This is a genomic window from Lentzea sp. (genome assembly GCF_035525475.1).
In the GTDB taxonomy this organism is placed as follows: Bacteria; Actinomycetota; Actinomycetes; order Mycobacteriales; family Pseudonocardiaceae; genus Lentzea.
Genome location: NZ_DATLEC010000251.1, coordinates 94443 through 108983 on the forward strand (window position 1 = coordinate 94443; position 14541 = coordinate 108983).

Here is a 14541-nt window from a genome sequence, read left to right on the forward strand (position 1 = left end):
CTCGATCGCGTAACCGGCGACGGTCCACTCCGCGCCGCTCGTCGTCGAACAGCAACGCTCGTCGAACAGGAGCGCCCGTGCGGAACGCCGGCCGGTCAGTGCAGTGATGCGCTGGCGGCGCGCAGCTCGTCGAGGGCCTTGCGGAGGTAGCCGGCGAAGTCGTCCTCGGGCATGCGGTCGCCCTCGGACCACCCGGCGTAGCCGCGCTTGAAGGCGAGGACGCCCAGTTCGCTGGCGAGGGCGGCGGTCGGGTCGGGCACGCCGCGGGCGACCAGGGCGGCGGTCATGGCGGCCGCGAGGCTGACGCTCTTCAGGGCGTCGCGTTCCTGCAGTTCGGCGCTGGCGGCGACGGCCGCCTTCAGCCGCGGGGCCAGCTCGCGGCTCATCGGGCCCATCGCGGTCGAGGCGCGTTCCAGGCCCGCGGCGACCGCCTCGAGCGGGGTGGCGCCGGCGGGTGCCTCGGCGATGCCCTCCGTCAGCAGCCGGCTCAGCGTCTCCTGGCCGGCGACCAGCAGTTCGCGCTTGTCCGGGAAGTGCCGGAAGAACGTGCTCTTGGTGACCCCGGCGCGTTCGGCGATCTGCGCGACCGTCGTGGCGTCGTAGCCCTGCTCGGTGAACAGGTCGACCGCTGCCACGACGAGGCGTTCTCGCGCGTTCGGCTCCCAGCGACCCATAGGAGCAGCATACGTGATGGGACTCTTGTCCCATCACTCTGGTACGGTCATGGGACAAGAGTCCCATCACTCACGGGAGAGTTCCATGCGCGTCTTCATCACCGGTGGCACCGGTCTCATCGGGTCCGCCGTCGTGGCCGAGCTCCTCGGCAACGGCCACGGCGTCCTCGCACTCGCCCGTTCCGACGCGTCCGCGCAGGCCGCGTCGGCTGCCGGCGCCGACGTGATCAGGGGAGGCCTGGCCGATCTCGACGTCCTGCGCGCCGGCGCCGCCCAGGCCGACGGCGTGATCCACCTGGCCTTCGCCAACGACTTCAGCAGCCCCGAGGCCCTGGCGAACGCGGTCGCCGAGGAAAGCGCCGCCCTCGCGACCCTCGGTGAGGCGCTCGTGGGCAGCGGCCGCCCGTTCGTCGCCTGCTCGGGCACGCCCGTCGTGCCGGGGCGCGCCGCCACCGAGGCCGACCCGATCATGACCGACGGCCCGGTCGGCGGCCGCGGCCGCGCGGTCGCGGGAGTCCTGGAGCTGGCCTCGCGCGGAGTCCGGAGCTCGGCTGTCCGACTGCCCAGGACCGTCCACAACGAGGGCCAGGGCGGGTTCGCCGGTGTGCTGACCGGCATCGCGCGGCAGAGCGGCGTCTCGGGCTACCCCGGCGACGGAACGCAGCGCTGGCCCGCAGTGCACGCCCTCGACGCCGCCGTCCTCTTCCGGCTCGCCCTGGAACAGGCCGAACCCGGCACCTCCTGGCACGCCGTCGACGACGAGGGTGACCAGGTGCGCGACATCGCCGCCGTCATCGGGCGACGGCTGGGCCTGCCCGTCGAGCCGGTGCCGGTGGAGACCTACGGGCCCCTCGGCGTCATCTTCGCGGCCGACCAGCCCGCGTCGAGCGCCCGCACGCGGGAGGTGCTCGGCTGGAAGCCGCAGCACCCGAGCCTGCTGGAGGACCTGGAGAACGTCCAGCCCTGACGGTCAGGTGTGCGCGACCGCGATGGGCGGCAGGGCCCGCTCGCTGGAGGCGACCTGGGTCATCTTGGCCGTCAACGGCGCCAGCGGTCGCGAGGTGATGACCTTGTCCGCCAGGCGGCGCAGGCGCAGACCGAACCGCGTCCGCGGGTAGGCGATCGGCATGATCCAGCGCGGAAGCGTCTGCACGTCGTCGACGAGGGGCCGCATCCACTCCTCGTAGGCGGCGAGCCCGTCCTCGATCCGCCCGGCCCCGGACAGGCACGCGGCCAGCACGTACCCGCTCACCAGCGCCAGCGAAGCGCCTCCCCCGCCCATCGGGGTGACGCACCACGCCGCGTCCCCGGCGAGGCACACCCGCCCGCGGTGCCACGAGGGCATCCGGATCTGGGTGAGCTGGTCGACGTAGACGTCGTCGGAGCCGTCGAACCCGTCGAGGACGCGCCGCGCCTCCCACCCGGCGTCGGCGAAGTGGTCGCGGAAGTGCCGCAGGGCGTCGGCGCGGTCGAGCCGGGTGAGGTCCTCGGTCCGCGCCTGGGCGAGCATGGCGCGGGTCGTGCCGTGGTTGTCCGGGCGCAGGTGGATCTGCCGCCCGCCGGTGGTGGTGTACCAGCGCCACCGGCTGTCGTCGCTCGCCGTGCGGGGGATCGTCCCGAAGACCATGGCGATGCCGAGGTCGCGGCGGCCGACGAGGTCGCGGAAGAGCCGGTCGCGGGTGGTGGACCGGACTCCTTCGGCGATGACCAGGAGTTCGGCGCGGAGTTCCTTGCCGGAAGCGGTGGTCACCGCGACGCCGCCGGTGCCCTCGTCGACCTCGGAGATGGTCTCGCCGTAGAGGATCTCGACCCCTGCGGGCAGGTGCCGCAGGATCGTGAGGGCGAAGTCGCCGCGCAGGACCTCCAGCTCGGCGGTCGCCCCGTCCGGGCCCGCCGAGGGCAGCTCCGCGAGCACCTCGCCCGACGAACCGACGAACACCGTGCCGGTCTCGGTGGTGTTCTGCTCCTTGACCGCCTCGGTCAGCCCCATCCTGGCGAGCACCTCGCGAGCCGTGCCGCGCACGTCGACGTTCTGCCCGCCGTCGCGGAACGCCTCGGCGCGCTCCAGCACGGTCACCTCCCACCCGGTGCGCCGCAGCCAGAACGCGGCCGAGAGCCCGGCGATGCTCGCGCCGGAGACCACCGCGTGTCGTGAAGTCATGTGAACCCCGTCCTTGATAACTTTGCAGCAAAGTTACTTTGGTGTGAAGGGAGCTGCATGACAGACGTCGACCCGCTCTCGGCGGACTGGCTACCGGCTCAGGCCGAGGTGATGCACCTCCTGCGCGACTGGGTGGTCGGGTCCACCGCGCTCAACCAGCACCTCGCCGCGTGGATGCGGTTGTCGGCCTCGGACGCCAACGCGCTGGGGCAGATCATCTGGGCGGCCGAGGCGGGCACGCCGCTGTCACCCGCCCAGCTGTCCCGGCAGATCGGCATGACGACCGGTGCGACCACGATCCTGCTCAACCGGCTGGAGGCAGCCGGTCACGTCCTGCGCAGCCGCGAGAGCGCCGACCGCCGCCGCGTCACGCTGAGGCCCGCTCCGGCTTCGCGCGAGCAGGCCCGCCGGTTCCTGTCCGTGGCGGGAGTGGAGATCGCCGACGTTCTGCGCACTACTTCGCCGGCTGAACTTCGCACTGTGGTGGTGTTCCTGGCGAGGATCACCGAAGCGGCGGCAGAGGCTGATCGGCGGCTCGTCGCGGGCTCTGGCTCGCGAACCCCGTGAGGTGGGCGTAGGCCACGGCGTGCGTGCGGTCCCGCAGGCCGAGCTTGCGCAGGATGCTGGACACGTGCGACTTCACCGTCTCCTCGCCGACGTGCAGGAGCCCGGCGATCTCGGAGTTGGTGTGGGCGCGGGACAGCAGGAGCAGCACCTCGCGTTCGCGGGTGGTGAGGCGGTCGACGTCGCCGGGGGGAGCCGGTGCGCTGAGGGTGCCGGCGAAGCGCGCCAGATGCCGGCGGACGATCGACGGGTCGATCAGCACGTCGTCGCGGGCCGCGATGCGCACCGCGGCGATCATCTCCTCCGGCGGCATGGACTTGAGCAGGAACCCGCGGGCTCCCGCGCTCATGGCGCGGTGCACGTACTCGTCGGTGTCGTGCGTGGTCAGCACGATGATCTTCGTGCGGTTGCCGGGGGCGGTCAGGATCGTCGACGCGGCGCCGAGGCCGTCGCGCCGCGGCATGCGGATGTCGAGCACGGCCACGTCCGGGCGCAGGCGCAGGACGGCGTCGACGGCCTGGTCGCCGTCGGCGGCTTCGGCCACGACCTCGATGTCGTCCTCGGTGTCCAGGATGGCGCGCAGCCCGGAGCGGAACACCGCGTGGTCGTCCGCGACCAGGACGGTGATGGTCATTCCTGGCCTCCGAGGGGGAACGAGACTGCGGTCCGCCACATCCTCCCGTCCGGTCGCGGGCCACGGGTGAGCACCCCGCCGAACTCCTCCGTGCGAGCGCGGATGCCGGCCAGCCCACGTCCTTCGCCGCGCACGTCGTGGTGCGGCGAAAGGGGATTGGCGGTCTCGACGTGGAGTCCGTCGTCCGCGTGGCGGACCACGACCTCGATCGGGCCGCCGTCGCCGTGGCGCAATGCGTTGGTGAGCATCTCCTGGACGATGCGGAACACCGCGGCGTCGAGTGGCTGCGGCAGGTCGCGCGGCGTTCCGGACACGTCCAGCCGCACCTCGAGCCCGGTCTCCCGCAGGCGTTCCAGCATCGTGCCGATGTCCGCCAGACCGGGGTCGCGGTCGGCCTTCGGTCGTTGTCCCAGCAGGAGGTCGAGCATCTGCCTGAGGTCGTGCAAGGCCGTGCGGCTGGAGTCCTCCACCGACCGCACGGACCTGAGCGCGGACTCGTCACCGCCGGTCCTGGCGAGCCGCAGCCGCGCCGCGCCCGCGTGCACGCTGATGGCGCTGACGTGGTGGGTGACCACGTCGTGCAGGTCGCGGGCGATCGCGGCGCGGTCCTCGGCGACGGCCGCCTCGACCGCCTCCTCCGCCTCGCGTTCCTCCCGCTCGGCCTGGCGTCTCATCTCGTCGAGGTAGGCGCGGCGGGAGGTGGTGTAGCGCCCGACGAGCCACGAGACCAGCCCGATCTTGGACGCCGCCACGAGGACGTGCCAGTCGAGGGTGTAGCCGCGGGCGAGGTGGGCGAGCACCAGGCCGCCGATCACCGCGAGCAGCGAGGCCACGGCCTGTCCTCCGCGCAGCCAGGCACCCGCCCGGTAGGACGCGACGAGGAGCCCGGCCTCGTTGAGCCGGAGGTCGCGCGGTCCGCCCAGCACCAGTGCCGCCCCCGCGTTGAGCGCCACGGCGGCCACCGCGACGGCCCCCGACCACCTGGTCCGGCCGGCGAGCGCGACGTCCGCCACGACGATCCCGAGCAGTGCGGCGGTCCAGGGGCCGTCGACCGGGAGGCCCTGCACCAGGAAGGACAGCACGTCGGCCACGGCGCAGACACCCGCGACCACAAAGGACTGACGTTTCAGGCTCGTCCTGGCACGGGACAGCGAATGGCCGTTGATCACCCGGAGACGATGTCAGGGCATCCGGTCCACGGCATCCCTCGCGCGGGGGAGACGGGGCTCCTCGGTGAGGGGAAGATCGACGAGGCGCGGATCCCTACGTTTGCCGCATGCCTTCGTTCAAGCCTTCTCGCCGAGCCGCCGCCATCGGGCTCGCCGGTGCCGTCCTCCTCGGCCTGGCCTACCTGGGCGTGCGCCCCGAGCAGGCTCTCACCGTGCCCGGCGGGGCCGCCGCCGGCTCGCTGACGACACAACCCTGCGACTTCGACACCGAGAGCGGTGCCGTCGCCGCCGACTGCGGCACGCTCGTCGTCCCGGAGAACCGGCGCGACCCCGCGTCGGACCTGATCGCGTTGCCGGTGACCAGGATCCGCGCCACCACGCCGAACCCCGGCGCACCGGTCTTCCGGCTGGGCGGCGGCCCCGGTGCCACGAACACGGCCTTCCCCGAGGCCGGCAGGCTCACCGGAGCCGGCGACGTGGTGCTCGTGGGATACCGCGGCGTCGACGGGTCACGCCGGCTGGACTGCCCCGAGGTCGCCGCGGCCATGCGCGCCGGCGACGGGCTCACCGACGCCAAGACACTGCCCGCCACCACCAAGGCGTTCGAGCTGTGCGCCAAGCGGCTGACCGGGGACGGCGTCGACCTCACCGGGTACTCCATCACCCAGCGGGTCGAGGATCTCGAAGCGGCGCGCGAGGCCTTGGGCTACGAGCGGATCAACCTGCTCAGCTCCAGCGCCGGCACCCGCACCGCGATGGTCTACTCCTGGCGGCACCCCGAAGCACTGCACCGGTCCGTGATGGTCTCGGTCAACCCGCCCGGCCACCTGTTCTGGGACCCGCGCACCACCGACTCCCAGTTCGCCCAGTACGCGGACCTGTGCCGCGCCGACGCCACCTGCGCCGCCCGCACTCCCGACCTCGCGGCCTCCATCCGCGACGTCGCGACCGCGATCCCGGACAGCTGGGGCCCGCTGTCCATCAAGGACACCAACGTCCGCGTGCTGAGCCAGTACGCCATGCACCACAACGGAAGCGGCTCGGCGCCGAACAACGCGCCGACCGTGGTCGACGCCTACCTCGGCGGCGGCACCGCTGCCCTGTGGGCGATGTCCGTCCTGGGCGACATCGTCCTGCCGGACTCGATCGTGTGGGGCGAGTTCGCCTCGTTCGCCATGATCGACGCCCCGGCGCACCAGCGGTACCAGGACGCGGGCGGCGACCCCGGCTCGATCCTGGGCAACGCCTCCACCGACTTCCTCTGGGCGGGGCCGGGCCTGACGTCGGTCTGGCCGGACAGCCCCGACAACGCCGAGTACCGCACCGTGCGGCCCACCGACGTCGAAACCCTCCTCGTCAGCGGAGAGCTCGACTTCTCGACCCCGTCCCGGTTCGCCACAGAGGAGCTGCTGCCGTCGCTGTCGCGCGGCGAGCAGGTGGTCCTCTCCGGACTCGGCCACACCGCCGACTTCTGGGAACACCGCCCTGAGGCGAGCAAGCAGCTGCTCACCACCTTCTACGGCACCGGGAAGGTGGACAGCTCCGGCTTCGACACCCGGCCGGTGGCCTTCGCCGACGTGCCGTTCAGCATGTCCGCCATCGCCGGGCTCCTGATCGGCGTGGCCGTCGGCGGCGCGCTCCTCGGCCTGGTCGTGCTGGCGCTGCTCCGCCGCGCCTCCCGCCGCGGTGGGGTCAGCGCACGGGCGAGCGCCTGGATCCGCGTCACCACCGCGCTTCCACTCGGCCTGGGAGGCTGGCTGCTCGGCGTTCTGGTGGTCTGGACGGTCAACCCGGACGACTTCGTCGTCAGCGCCACCGTGATCGTGCCCGGAACCGGGCTGCTGGTGGGACTCGGCGCGTACCTGGCGTGCGTCCGTCCCGAGTGGACGGCACAGGCGCGCCGGACAGGGATGATCGCGGCGATCGGTGCGGCACTTCTGGGTGCTTGGCTCGGCTCGTACGCGCTGCCCGGTCTGACCGCACCGCTCACGGCCGTCCTCGGCGCCGCGGTGGCCGCGAACCTGGCCCTGGTGTCGCGTGCGGGAACCGGATCCTCTCCGGCGGAGCCGGCGTGATCACGGTGACCGAGCCGATCTGGCCGACGGTTCGGCCCCTGGCGTGCCGCGGAACGTCTACGCACGCGGGTAGTGCGGGCGCGGGTTGGCCGCGAGCATCCGGTCGAGCACGCGGTCGGGGAGCACTCGGGCCAGGCGGGTGAGCATCGCGGCGTCGCGGCCGATGGTGCAGCGGACTCGGGGTTTCCGGTCCGTCACGGCCTTGGCGATCCGCCGCGCCGCGTGCTCGGCGGGCACGCCGCCCTCGGTGAAAGCGCGGCGTGCGAGGGGAGTGCCCGCAGGAGGGGGCCGTAGAGGTCGTCCTGACCGGGCGTCAGCGTGCCGGCCGTGGTGTGCGCGGCGGCGGTGCCGGGGCCCTTGCCGCGCCGCAGGGCCGGCAGGAGTGCCTGGGTGACGGCGACAGGGCCGAAGAGGCTCACCTCGAACAGGTGCCGCCACCGGTCCAGGGGCAGGACCTGCACCGGTCCGATGCCGGGGACACCGGCGTTGTTGACCAGAGCCCGCAACGGTCGCGTTCGCTGTCGACGTCGGCCATCAGCTGCTGGGCCTGCTCGACGACGTCCTGGCTGCTGGTCCGGTTATCGAGGCCGTCGACCGGGATGACGTCGGCGGCGAACACGGCCTCACCGAAGACCCCCAGCACACGGGGGTCCACGCCGCCGCCGACTTCGACCGGCCTTCAGCCTCAGGTGAGTATCTGGCCACCGGTGACGCCGAGGACCTCGCCGGTGATGTAGCTGGACTCCTGCGAGGCGAAGAAGACGTAGGCCGGCGCCAGCTCGGCGGGCTGTGCCGCGCGGCCCAACGGGGTCTGCGCGCCGAAGTCGTCGACCTTCTCCGCGGGCATGGTCGCCGGGATCAACGGCGTCCACACAGGACCTGGCGCGACGGAGTTGACCCGGATGCCCTTCTCGACGAGGTCGGCGGAGAGGGCCTTCGTGAAGTTGACGATCGCGCCCTTGGTGGCCGCGTAGTCCATCAGCTCGGGCGAGGGCGTGAAGGCCTGGATCGACGACGTGTTGATGATCGTCGCGCCGGGACGCATGAGCGGCACCGCCGCCTTGCACAGCCAGAACATCGCGTAGACGTTGGTCTTGAACACCCGGTCGAACTGCTCGCTGCTGATGCCGAGCAGACCCTCGTCCTGCGACATCTGGTAGGCCGCGTTGTTCACCAGGACGTCGATGCGCCCGAACTCCTCCTCGGCGCGCCCGACGACCTCACGGCACGTCTCCTCGGTGCGCAGGTCGCCCGGGACCAGCACGGCCTGCCGCCCGGCGTCGCGCACGAGCTCGGCCGTGCGCTCTGCGTCGGCCTGTTCCTCCTCGAGGTAGGACAGCAGCACGTCCGCGCCCTCCCTGGCGAACGCGATCGCCACCGCACGGCCGATGCCGGAGTCCCCGCCCGTGATCACGGCCTTGGTGCCGGACAGGCGGTCGCTGCCCCGGTAGGTGCGCTCGCCGTGGTCGGGCTCCGGCCCCATCCGCCGGTCGGTGCCCGGATGCGACTGCTCCTGGCCCTCCTGCGCGTCGGGACGCGGGTACTGCTCGCGCGGGTCCTGCCGGGTGTACTGGTCTGCGGTCATGTGGTGTCACCTCGCGACGATGGAACTCGGGAACCGCAGGTGTTCCCGCGGAGATCGTGTTCAACCGCGAGTCCCCCACCCGGTGACCGGCGCCGCGCGGCTGGTACCGCGCGGCGCCGGGGGAGCGCAGGTCAGCCGATGCCGTGCTGCTGCAGCCACATCTCCAGCACGCCGAGGTGCCACAGCTCGTTCCCGCCGGCCTTGGTCTCCCGGCCGTTCGGGTCGGCGAGCAGCGCGTCGACGTAGTCGCGGCGCAGGACCCCGCGCCGGCGGGCGGCGGGTGAGCTCATGGTCGAGCGCAGCAGGTCGAGGACCTCGCCGTCGAGCCGGGTGAGGGCCGGGACGGGGAAGTAGCCCTTCTTCCGGTCGACCACCTCCGGCGGCAGCACGTCGCGGCCGATGTCCTTGAGGATCCCCTTGCCGCCCTGACCGGACTTCAGCTCCGGCGGGCACGCGGCCACCAGCTCCACCAGGTCCTGGTCGAGGAACGGCACGCGCGCCTCGACGCCCCACGCCATCGCCATGTTGTCGACCCGCTTGACCGGGTCGTCGGGCATCAGCAGGTGCGTGTCGGTCCGCAGCACGGCGTCCAGCGCGGTGTCCGCGCCCGCGGCGGCGAGGTGCCGGGTGATCAGGTCACCGCTGACGTCGTGGTCGGTCAGCCAGTGCGGTTCGAGGACGTGGGCGAGCTCGTCGTGCCCCAGGTCGTGGAACGCCTCGCGGAACACACCGGCCGCCTGGTCCCGTGCCGCACCGGCGGCGGGCTGGTGGTAGCGGTAACCGGCGAACACCTCGTCGGCGCCCTGGCCGCACTGCACGACCTTGACGTGCTTCGACACCTCGCGGCACACGAGGTGGAACGCGGTGACGTCGTGGCTGCCCATCGGCTCGCTCATCGACCCGACGGTGTGCTCGACCGAGGCGGCGACCTGCTCGTCGCCGATGCGGATCTGGTGGTGGTCGGTGCCGAACTTCTGCGCGACCGCGTCGGAGTAGACGAACTCGTCGCCCTCCACGCCGTTGTGGTCGGAGAAGCCGATGCTGAAGCTGCTGGGCCGCTGGCCCTCCTCGGCCAGCAGCGCGACCAGCAGGCTCGAGTCGAGCCCGCCGGAGAGCAGCACGCCGACCTCCACGTCGGACACCGTGCGCCGCCGCACCGCGACCTGCAACGCCTCGCGCACCGCCTGCCGCCAGTCCTGTTCGGTCCACCCCTCGTGCTCGGGGCGCCGTGTGTACGACGGCTGCCAGTAGACGTGGTCGCGGGGTTCCCGTCCCCGTTCGAACACCCGGATGGTGGCGGGCGGGAGCTTGCGCACGCCGCGCAGGACGGTGCGCGGGGCGGGCACGATGGAGTGCCAGGTCAGGTAGTGGTGCAGGCCGACGGGGTCGAGCTCGGTGTCGACGCCGCCACCGGCGAGCAGCGCCGGGAGGGTGGAGGCGAACCGCGTCCGCCCGCGCACCCCGGCCAGGTAGAGGGGCTTGATGCCGAGCCGGTCCCTGACCAGCAGCACCCGGTCGCGGCGGCGGTCCACCAGCGCGATCGCGAACATGCCGACCAGGTGCTCGACGAACCGCTCGCCCCAGTGGTCGTAGGCCTTGAGGATCACCTCGGTGTCGCTCGTGGACCGGAAGCGGTAGTGGGCCGACAGCTCGTCGCGCAGTTGCTCGTAGTTGTAGATGCAGCCGTTGAACGCCACCGCGAGCCCGAGCTCGTCGTCGGTCATCGGCTGCGCACCGGCCCCGGACAGGTCGATGATCGACAGTCTGCGGTGGCCGAGCGCCACCCGTCCTTCCGACCAGCTTCCCGCGCCATCCGGTCCGCGCGACCACATGGACCGCGTCATGCGCTCCACCGCGCCGAGGTCCGGACGGCCTGCTCCGTCGGTGACGATCTCACCGGCGATCCCGCACATGGCGTCTCCTCGGTGTTCGGGTGACAAGACGCCACTCGGTTACCCCGAATGCCGATGACCATGTTCCGCCTGTGGTCAGGCTCGCGTGTGAGCAAGAGCACGGCGCATGTCGCCCGTCGGCAGGTTGACGCGGGCCGGTGGGGAGCCCGGCAATGGACCCATGGAACTCACGGCCGCCGACCTGGATCGTGCGACGATCCCGTCGCTCGTGCGGCGAATGGCGGACGGCACACTCACCTCGGCCGCCCTGACCAGCGCGTACCTGGCCCGCATCGCCGAGGTCGACCCGCTGCTGCGGGCGGTGCTCGCGGTCGAGCCGACCGCCACGAGCCAGGCGGAGGAGAGCGACCGCAGACGGGCGCACGGGCGGTCCCGCGGGGTGCTGGACGGCATCCCCGTGCTGCTCAAGGACAACATCGACACCAGCGGCCTGGCGACCACCGCCGGGTCGAGGGCACTGCGCGTGCCGCCCCGCGAGGACGCCGAGCTGGTGACCCGTCTCCGCGACGCGGGCGCCGTCGTGCTGGGCAAGACGAACATGACGGAGTGGGGCAACTTCCGCTCCCCGTGGGCGATGTCCGGCTGGTCGGGGGCCGGTGGGCAGACGGCGAACCCCTACGTGCTGGACCGCACGCCGTGCGGCTCGTCGTCCGGGTCGGCCGTCGCGGTGGCGGCCTCGCTGGCGCAGGTCGCGGTCGGCACCGAGACCAACGGCTCGATCGTGTCCCCGGCCGGTCACGCCGGGATCGTGGGCCTCAAGCCGACGCCCGGCCGGATCAGCAACGCGGGCATCGTGCCGATCACCGCGCTGAGGGACACGGCCGGCCCGATGGCACGGCACGTCGTGGACGCCGCGATCCTCATGGCGGCCCTGGAGGGCGCCGACTGCTCCTTCACCCCGGGCACCCTGCCGGGCGCGCGCGTCGGCGTGTGGCGCAGGACCGGGTTCGACCCCGAGGTCGACCGGGTCGTCGCGTCGGCGGTGGATCTGCTGCGCCACCACGACGTCACCGTCGTCGACGTCGAGCCGCGGCACCAGGACCGCATCCACGCCGCCGACCGGCCCGCGATGGTGGCCGAGTTCAAGCACGACCTGGAGCGGTACCTCCGCACCCGGCCCGGCGCCCCGCGCACGGTGCGCGAGCTGATCGAGTTCAACGAGGCCGACCCGGTCGAGCTGAGCGGGTTCGGCCAGGAGCTGTTCCACGACGCCGTCAAGGCGCGGTCGCTCACCGACCCGACCTACCGCGAGCAGCGGCGCACCGCGACCGACCTGGCGCGCCGGTCCCTCGACGAGCTGTTCACCGCCCACCGCCTGGACGTGGTCATGGCGCCGACGAACGGGCCCTCGTGGCTCGCGCGCGGCAGCGACCCGGCCGGACCGCGCACCGCCCTGCCCGCGGCGGTCGCGGGGTGTCCGAACATCTCCGTGCCCGCCGGGTACGCCGGTCCGCTGGCGATCGGGGTGTCGTTCATCGGCCCGCAGGGAGCCGATGAGGCACTGCTGCGCTTCGCGGCGGCCTTCGAGGACGCGACGCGGGCCCGCCGGACGCCCACCTACCTGCCGACGATGCCCGAGCGCCAGGTGTCTCGTCCGCGGTAGTCGCGGCGAGGGCAGCCGGGACTACCGGCCGTGACCCTCATCGAACGGACTTGCGCCCTGGTCGTGCTTGACGTTGCGGTGGGCAATCCGGCGAGCGGTCGGTTCCGAACCAGGGATGTGAAGGCAACTCGATCCATCCTCGTCGGCCTGGTGTCGGTGGCCGCGGCGCTGGCGGTGGGACACCTCGTCGCCGGGCTGGTGAGCCCGCTGGCGTCGCCGTTCCTCGCGGTCGGCAACACCGCGATCGACCTGACACCCCACCCCGTCAAGGACTTCGCGGTCCGCACGTTCGGGGAGAACGACAAGCTGGTGCTGCTCGGCGGCATGGCGGTCGTGCTCGCGGCGCTGGGTGTGGTGGCGGGTCTGGTGTCGCGCCGCAGTCCCTGGCCCGGCACGGTCCTGGCCGGTGTGCTCGGCCTGCTCGGAACGGCCGCGGTGCTGGCGAGGCCGACGACGACCGCGTGGTCGGTGGTCGCCCCGTTGGCGAGCCTCGTCGTCGGTGTCGCGGCGTTCCGCTGGCTGTGGGCGCAGGCGCCCGCGGTGGTGCAGGGGAGGCGGAGGTTCCTGCTGTCGACCGCGGCGGTCGCGGCCGGTGCCGCTGTCTCGGGACTGGGCGGGCAGTGGCTCGCCGGACGTGTGGACGTCGAGGCCTCGCGGCGTGGGATCACGTTGCGGCCGGGGCAGAAGGCGCCGGAAATCCCGTTCGGTGCCGACTTCTCCCGCGAGGGCACGCCGAGCTTCCTGACGCCGAACGACAAGTTCTACCGGGTCGACACGGCGCTGACCGTGCCGCGGCTGCGCGCGGAGGACTGGCGGCTGCGCGTGCACGGCATGGTGGACAACGAGATGGTGCTGACCTACGACGACCTGCTGCGGCGTCCGTTGGTGGAGAAGACCATCACGCTGGTCTGCGTGTCCAACGAGGTCGGCGGCCCGTACATCTCCACGTCGAACTTCATCGGCGTCTCCCTGCCGGACCTGTTGCGGGAGGCCGGTGTGCGCCCCGGTGCCGACCAGCTCGCGACGCGCAGCGTGGACGGCTGGACGTGCGGCACGCCCGTCGACGCCATCATGGCGCCGGGGTCGAACGCGATGCTGGCACTCGGCATGAACGGTGAGCCGTTGCCGCTCGAACGCGGTTTCCCCGTCCGCATGGTCGTTCCCGGCCTCTACGGCTACGTCTCCGCGACGAAGTGGCTGGTGGACGCGGAACTCACGACGTTCGACACGTTCGACCCGTACTGGGCGCAGCGCGGCTGGGGCAAGAAGGCCCCGGTCAAGGTGATGTCGAGGATCGACAGGCCGAAGTCGTTCGAGAGGGTCGCCGCCGGCCGGTTCGTCGTGGCCGGGATCGCCTGGGCCCAGCACACCGGCATCGACCGCGTCGAGGTCAGGGTCGACGGCGGCCCGTGGCAGGACACCGCGCTGAGCACCGAGGTCAACGTCGACACGTGGCGGATGTGGCGCGTCGAGCTGGACCTGCGGCCGGGCAACCACACGGTGGAATGCCGTGCCACCGACCGCAAGGGCACCACGCAGACCAACGATCGCGCGGCGCCGATCCCGGACGGCGCCACCGGCTGGCACTCGATGGTCTTCACCTCGGTCGCAGGCTCCTGACCGGCGCGGTGACGACCGTCCACAACGGACCAACGGCGAAGCCGTAGGTAACAGGTCGGTAACTCGACCCATCTGTTCGCCCGGCGGCCGCGAAGCACCATCAGAAACTGCCCGAAACCCCTTGGGAGATGTCCAGTCATGAACCAGACCGTCCGCAACACCGTCCTCGCCCTCGGAGCCGCCTCGCTCGCCCTGTTCGGCGCGGCGTGCGGCTCGGACGACATGGCCGGCAGCAGCTCCAGCACCGCGCCGACCCCGTCCACCTCGATGGCGCCGTCCACGTCGGCGATGGCCGACCCGGCCAAGAACCTCGTCGGCCCCGGCTGTGCCGACTACGCGAAGCAGGTCCCGTCCGGCGCGGGTTCCGTCTCCGGCATGGCCGCCGACCCGGTCGCCGTGGCGGCGAGCAACAACCCGCTGCTCACGACGCTGGTGAGCGCGGTGTCGGGCAAGCTGAACCCGAAGGTCAACCTGGTCTCGACGCTCAACGGTGCCGAGTTCACGGTGTTCGCGCCGGTCGACTCGGCGTTCGCGAAGATCGAC

The 14541-nt window shown here is 72.4% G+C and carries 13 protein-coding genes and 1 pseudogene; 6 read left to right on the plus strand and 8 right to left on the minus strand.

All coding sequences use genetic code 11. From position 1 onward, the window contains the following. Positions 1 to 95: 95 nt before the first annotated feature. Complete coding sequence (locus VM306_RS38610) at positions 96 to 674, minus strand: helix-turn-helix domain-containing protein (protein WP_325523995.1); 579 nt, start codon at positions 672 to 674, stop codon at positions 96 to 98. Positions 675 to 759: 85 nt separating this feature from the next. Here VM306_RS38610 and VM306_RS38615 point away from each other — a divergent pair, with 85 nt between their 5' ends. Next, entirely contained in the window at positions 760 to 1641 is an 882-nt protein-coding gene (locus VM306_RS38615; protein ID WP_325524011.1) for an SDR family oxidoreductase, read from the plus strand. 3 nt (positions 1642 to 1644) lie between these two features. Here the strand turns inward: VM306_RS38615 and VM306_RS38620 are convergent, their stop codons facing one another. After that, entirely contained in the window at positions 1645 to 2835 is a 1191-nt protein-coding gene (locus tag VM306_RS38620) for an FAD-dependent oxidoreductase (RefSeq protein ID WP_325524012.1), read from the minus strand. Positions 2836 to 2892: 57 nt separating this feature from the next. On the opposite strand from VM306_RS38620, the gene VM306_RS38625 reads away from it, so the two are divergent. Continuing rightward, positions 2893 to 3402, plus strand: a complete 510-nt coding sequence (locus VM306_RS38625) for a MarR family winged helix-turn-helix transcriptional regulator (protein ID WP_325524013.1) — start codon at positions 2893 to 2895, stop codon at positions 3400 to 3402. On the opposite strand, the gene VM306_RS38630 is transcribed toward VM306_RS38625, so the two are convergent. Beyond that, positions 3338 to 4033 carry a response regulator transcription factor gene (locus VM306_RS38630; RefSeq protein WP_325524014.1) on the minus strand — a complete coding sequence of 232 codons (696 nt, stop codon included), beginning with the start codon at positions 4031 to 4033 and terminating at the stop codon, positions 3338 to 3340. The genes VM306_RS38625 and VM306_RS38630 overlap by 65 nt on opposite strands. Further along, entirely contained in the window at positions 4030 to 5202 is a 1173-nt protein-coding gene (locus tag VM306_RS38635; RefSeq protein ID WP_325524015.1) for a sensor histidine kinase, read from the minus strand. The genes VM306_RS38630 and VM306_RS38635 overlap by 4 nt, the downstream gene beginning before the upstream one ends. Before the next feature lie 107 nt (positions 5203 to 5309). Here VM306_RS38635 and VM306_RS38640 point away from each other — a divergent pair, with 107 nt between their 5' ends. Further along, positions 5310 to 7277: an alpha/beta hydrolase gene (locus VM306_RS38640; RefSeq protein ID WP_325524016.1), complete on the plus strand. Its 1968-nt coding sequence runs from the start codon at positions 5310 to 5312 to the stop codon at positions 7275 to 7277. Between the two features lie 57 nt (positions 7278 to 7334). Here VM306_RS38640 and VM306_RS38645 read toward each other — a convergent pair whose 3' ends face one another. The 4 genes and pseudogenes from VM306_RS38645 to VM306_RS38660 form a co-directional block, all read right to left on the minus strand. Then, complete coding sequence (locus VM306_RS38645) at positions 7335 to 7475, minus strand: hypothetical protein (RefSeq protein WP_325524017.1); 141 nt, start codon at positions 7473 to 7475, stop codon at positions 7335 to 7337. After that, positions 7472 to 7789: pseudogene (locus VM306_RS38650) on the minus strand (SDR family NAD(P)-dependent oxidoreductase); the annotation flags it as partial. The gene VM306_RS38645 and the pseudogene VM306_RS38650, both read right to left, overlap by 4 nt. A 173-nt stretch (positions 7790 to 7962) precedes the next feature. Next, positions 7963 to 8862: an SDR family oxidoreductase gene (locus tag VM306_RS38655; RefSeq protein WP_325524019.1), complete on the minus strand. Its 900-nt coding sequence runs from the start codon at positions 8860 to 8862 to the stop codon at positions 7963 to 7965. Positions 8863 to 8993: 131 nt separating this feature from the next. Then, on the minus strand, positions 8994 to 10775 hold the full coding sequence (locus VM306_RS38660; protein ID WP_325524020.1) for an N-acetylglutaminylglutamine amidotransferase: 1782 nt from the start codon (positions 10773 to 10775) through the stop codon (positions 8994 to 8996). 160 nt (positions 10776 to 10935) lie between these two features. On the opposite strand from VM306_RS38660, the gene VM306_RS38665 reads away from it, so the two are divergent. The 3 genes from VM306_RS38665 to VM306_RS38675 all read left to right on the plus strand — a co-directional run. Beyond that, positions 10936 to 12378 (plus strand): amidase family protein, encoded by a 1443-nt coding sequence (locus VM306_RS38665; RefSeq protein WP_325524021.1) that lies wholly within the window; start codon positions 10936 to 10938, stop codon positions 12376 to 12378. 117 nt (positions 12379 to 12495) lie between these two features. Continuing rightward, positions 12496 to 13998, plus strand: coding sequence for a molybdopterin-dependent oxidoreductase (locus tag VM306_RS38670; RefSeq protein ID WP_325524022.1), 1503 nt, complete (start codon positions 12496 to 12498; stop codon positions 13996 to 13998). Positions 13999 to 14136: 138 nt separating this feature from the next. Further along, positions 14137 to 14541 (plus strand): fasciclin domain-containing protein (locus tag VM306_RS38675; RefSeq protein ID WP_325524023.1); only part of this gene is annotated, 405 nt, incomplete at its 3' end.

Excerpts from the sequence above, each read along its gene's own strand:
- VM306_RS38615 (WP_325524011.1), top strand. The coding sequence starts at position 760 with ATGCGCGTCTTCATCACCGGTGGCACCGGTCTCATCGGGTCCGCCGTC.
- VM306_RS38630 (WP_325524014.1), bottom strand. The coding sequence starts at position 4,033 with ATGACCATCACCGTCCTGGTCGCGGACGACCACGCGGTGTTCCGCTCC.
- VM306_RS38660 (WP_325524020.1), bottom strand. The coding sequence starts at position 10,775 with ATGTGCGGGATCGCCGGTGAGATCGTCACCGACGGAGCAGGCCGTCCG.
- VM306_RS38625 (WP_325524013.1), top strand. The coding sequence starts at position 2,893 with ATGACAGACGTCGACCCGCTCTCGGCGGACTGGCTACCGGCTCAGGCC.
- VM306_RS38655 (WP_325524019.1), bottom strand. The coding sequence starts at position 8,862 with ATGACCGCAGACCAGTACACCCGGCAGGACCCGCGCGAGCAGTACCCG.
- VM306_RS38610 (WP_325523995.1), bottom strand. The coding sequence starts at position 674 with ATGGGTCGCTGGGAGCCGAACGCGCGAGAACGCCTCGTCGTGGCAGCG.
- VM306_RS38640 (WP_325524016.1), top strand. The coding sequence starts at position 5,310 with ATGCCTTCGTTCAAGCCTTCTCGCCGAGCCGCCGCCATCGGGCTCGCC.
- VM306_RS38665 (WP_325524021.1), top strand. The coding sequence starts at position 10,936 with ATGGAACTCACGGCCGCCGACCTGGATCGTGCGACGATCCCGTCGCTC.
- VM306_RS38620 (WP_325524012.1), bottom strand. The coding sequence starts at position 2,835 with ATGACTTCACGACACGCGGTGGTCTCCGGCGCGAGCATCGCCGGGCTC.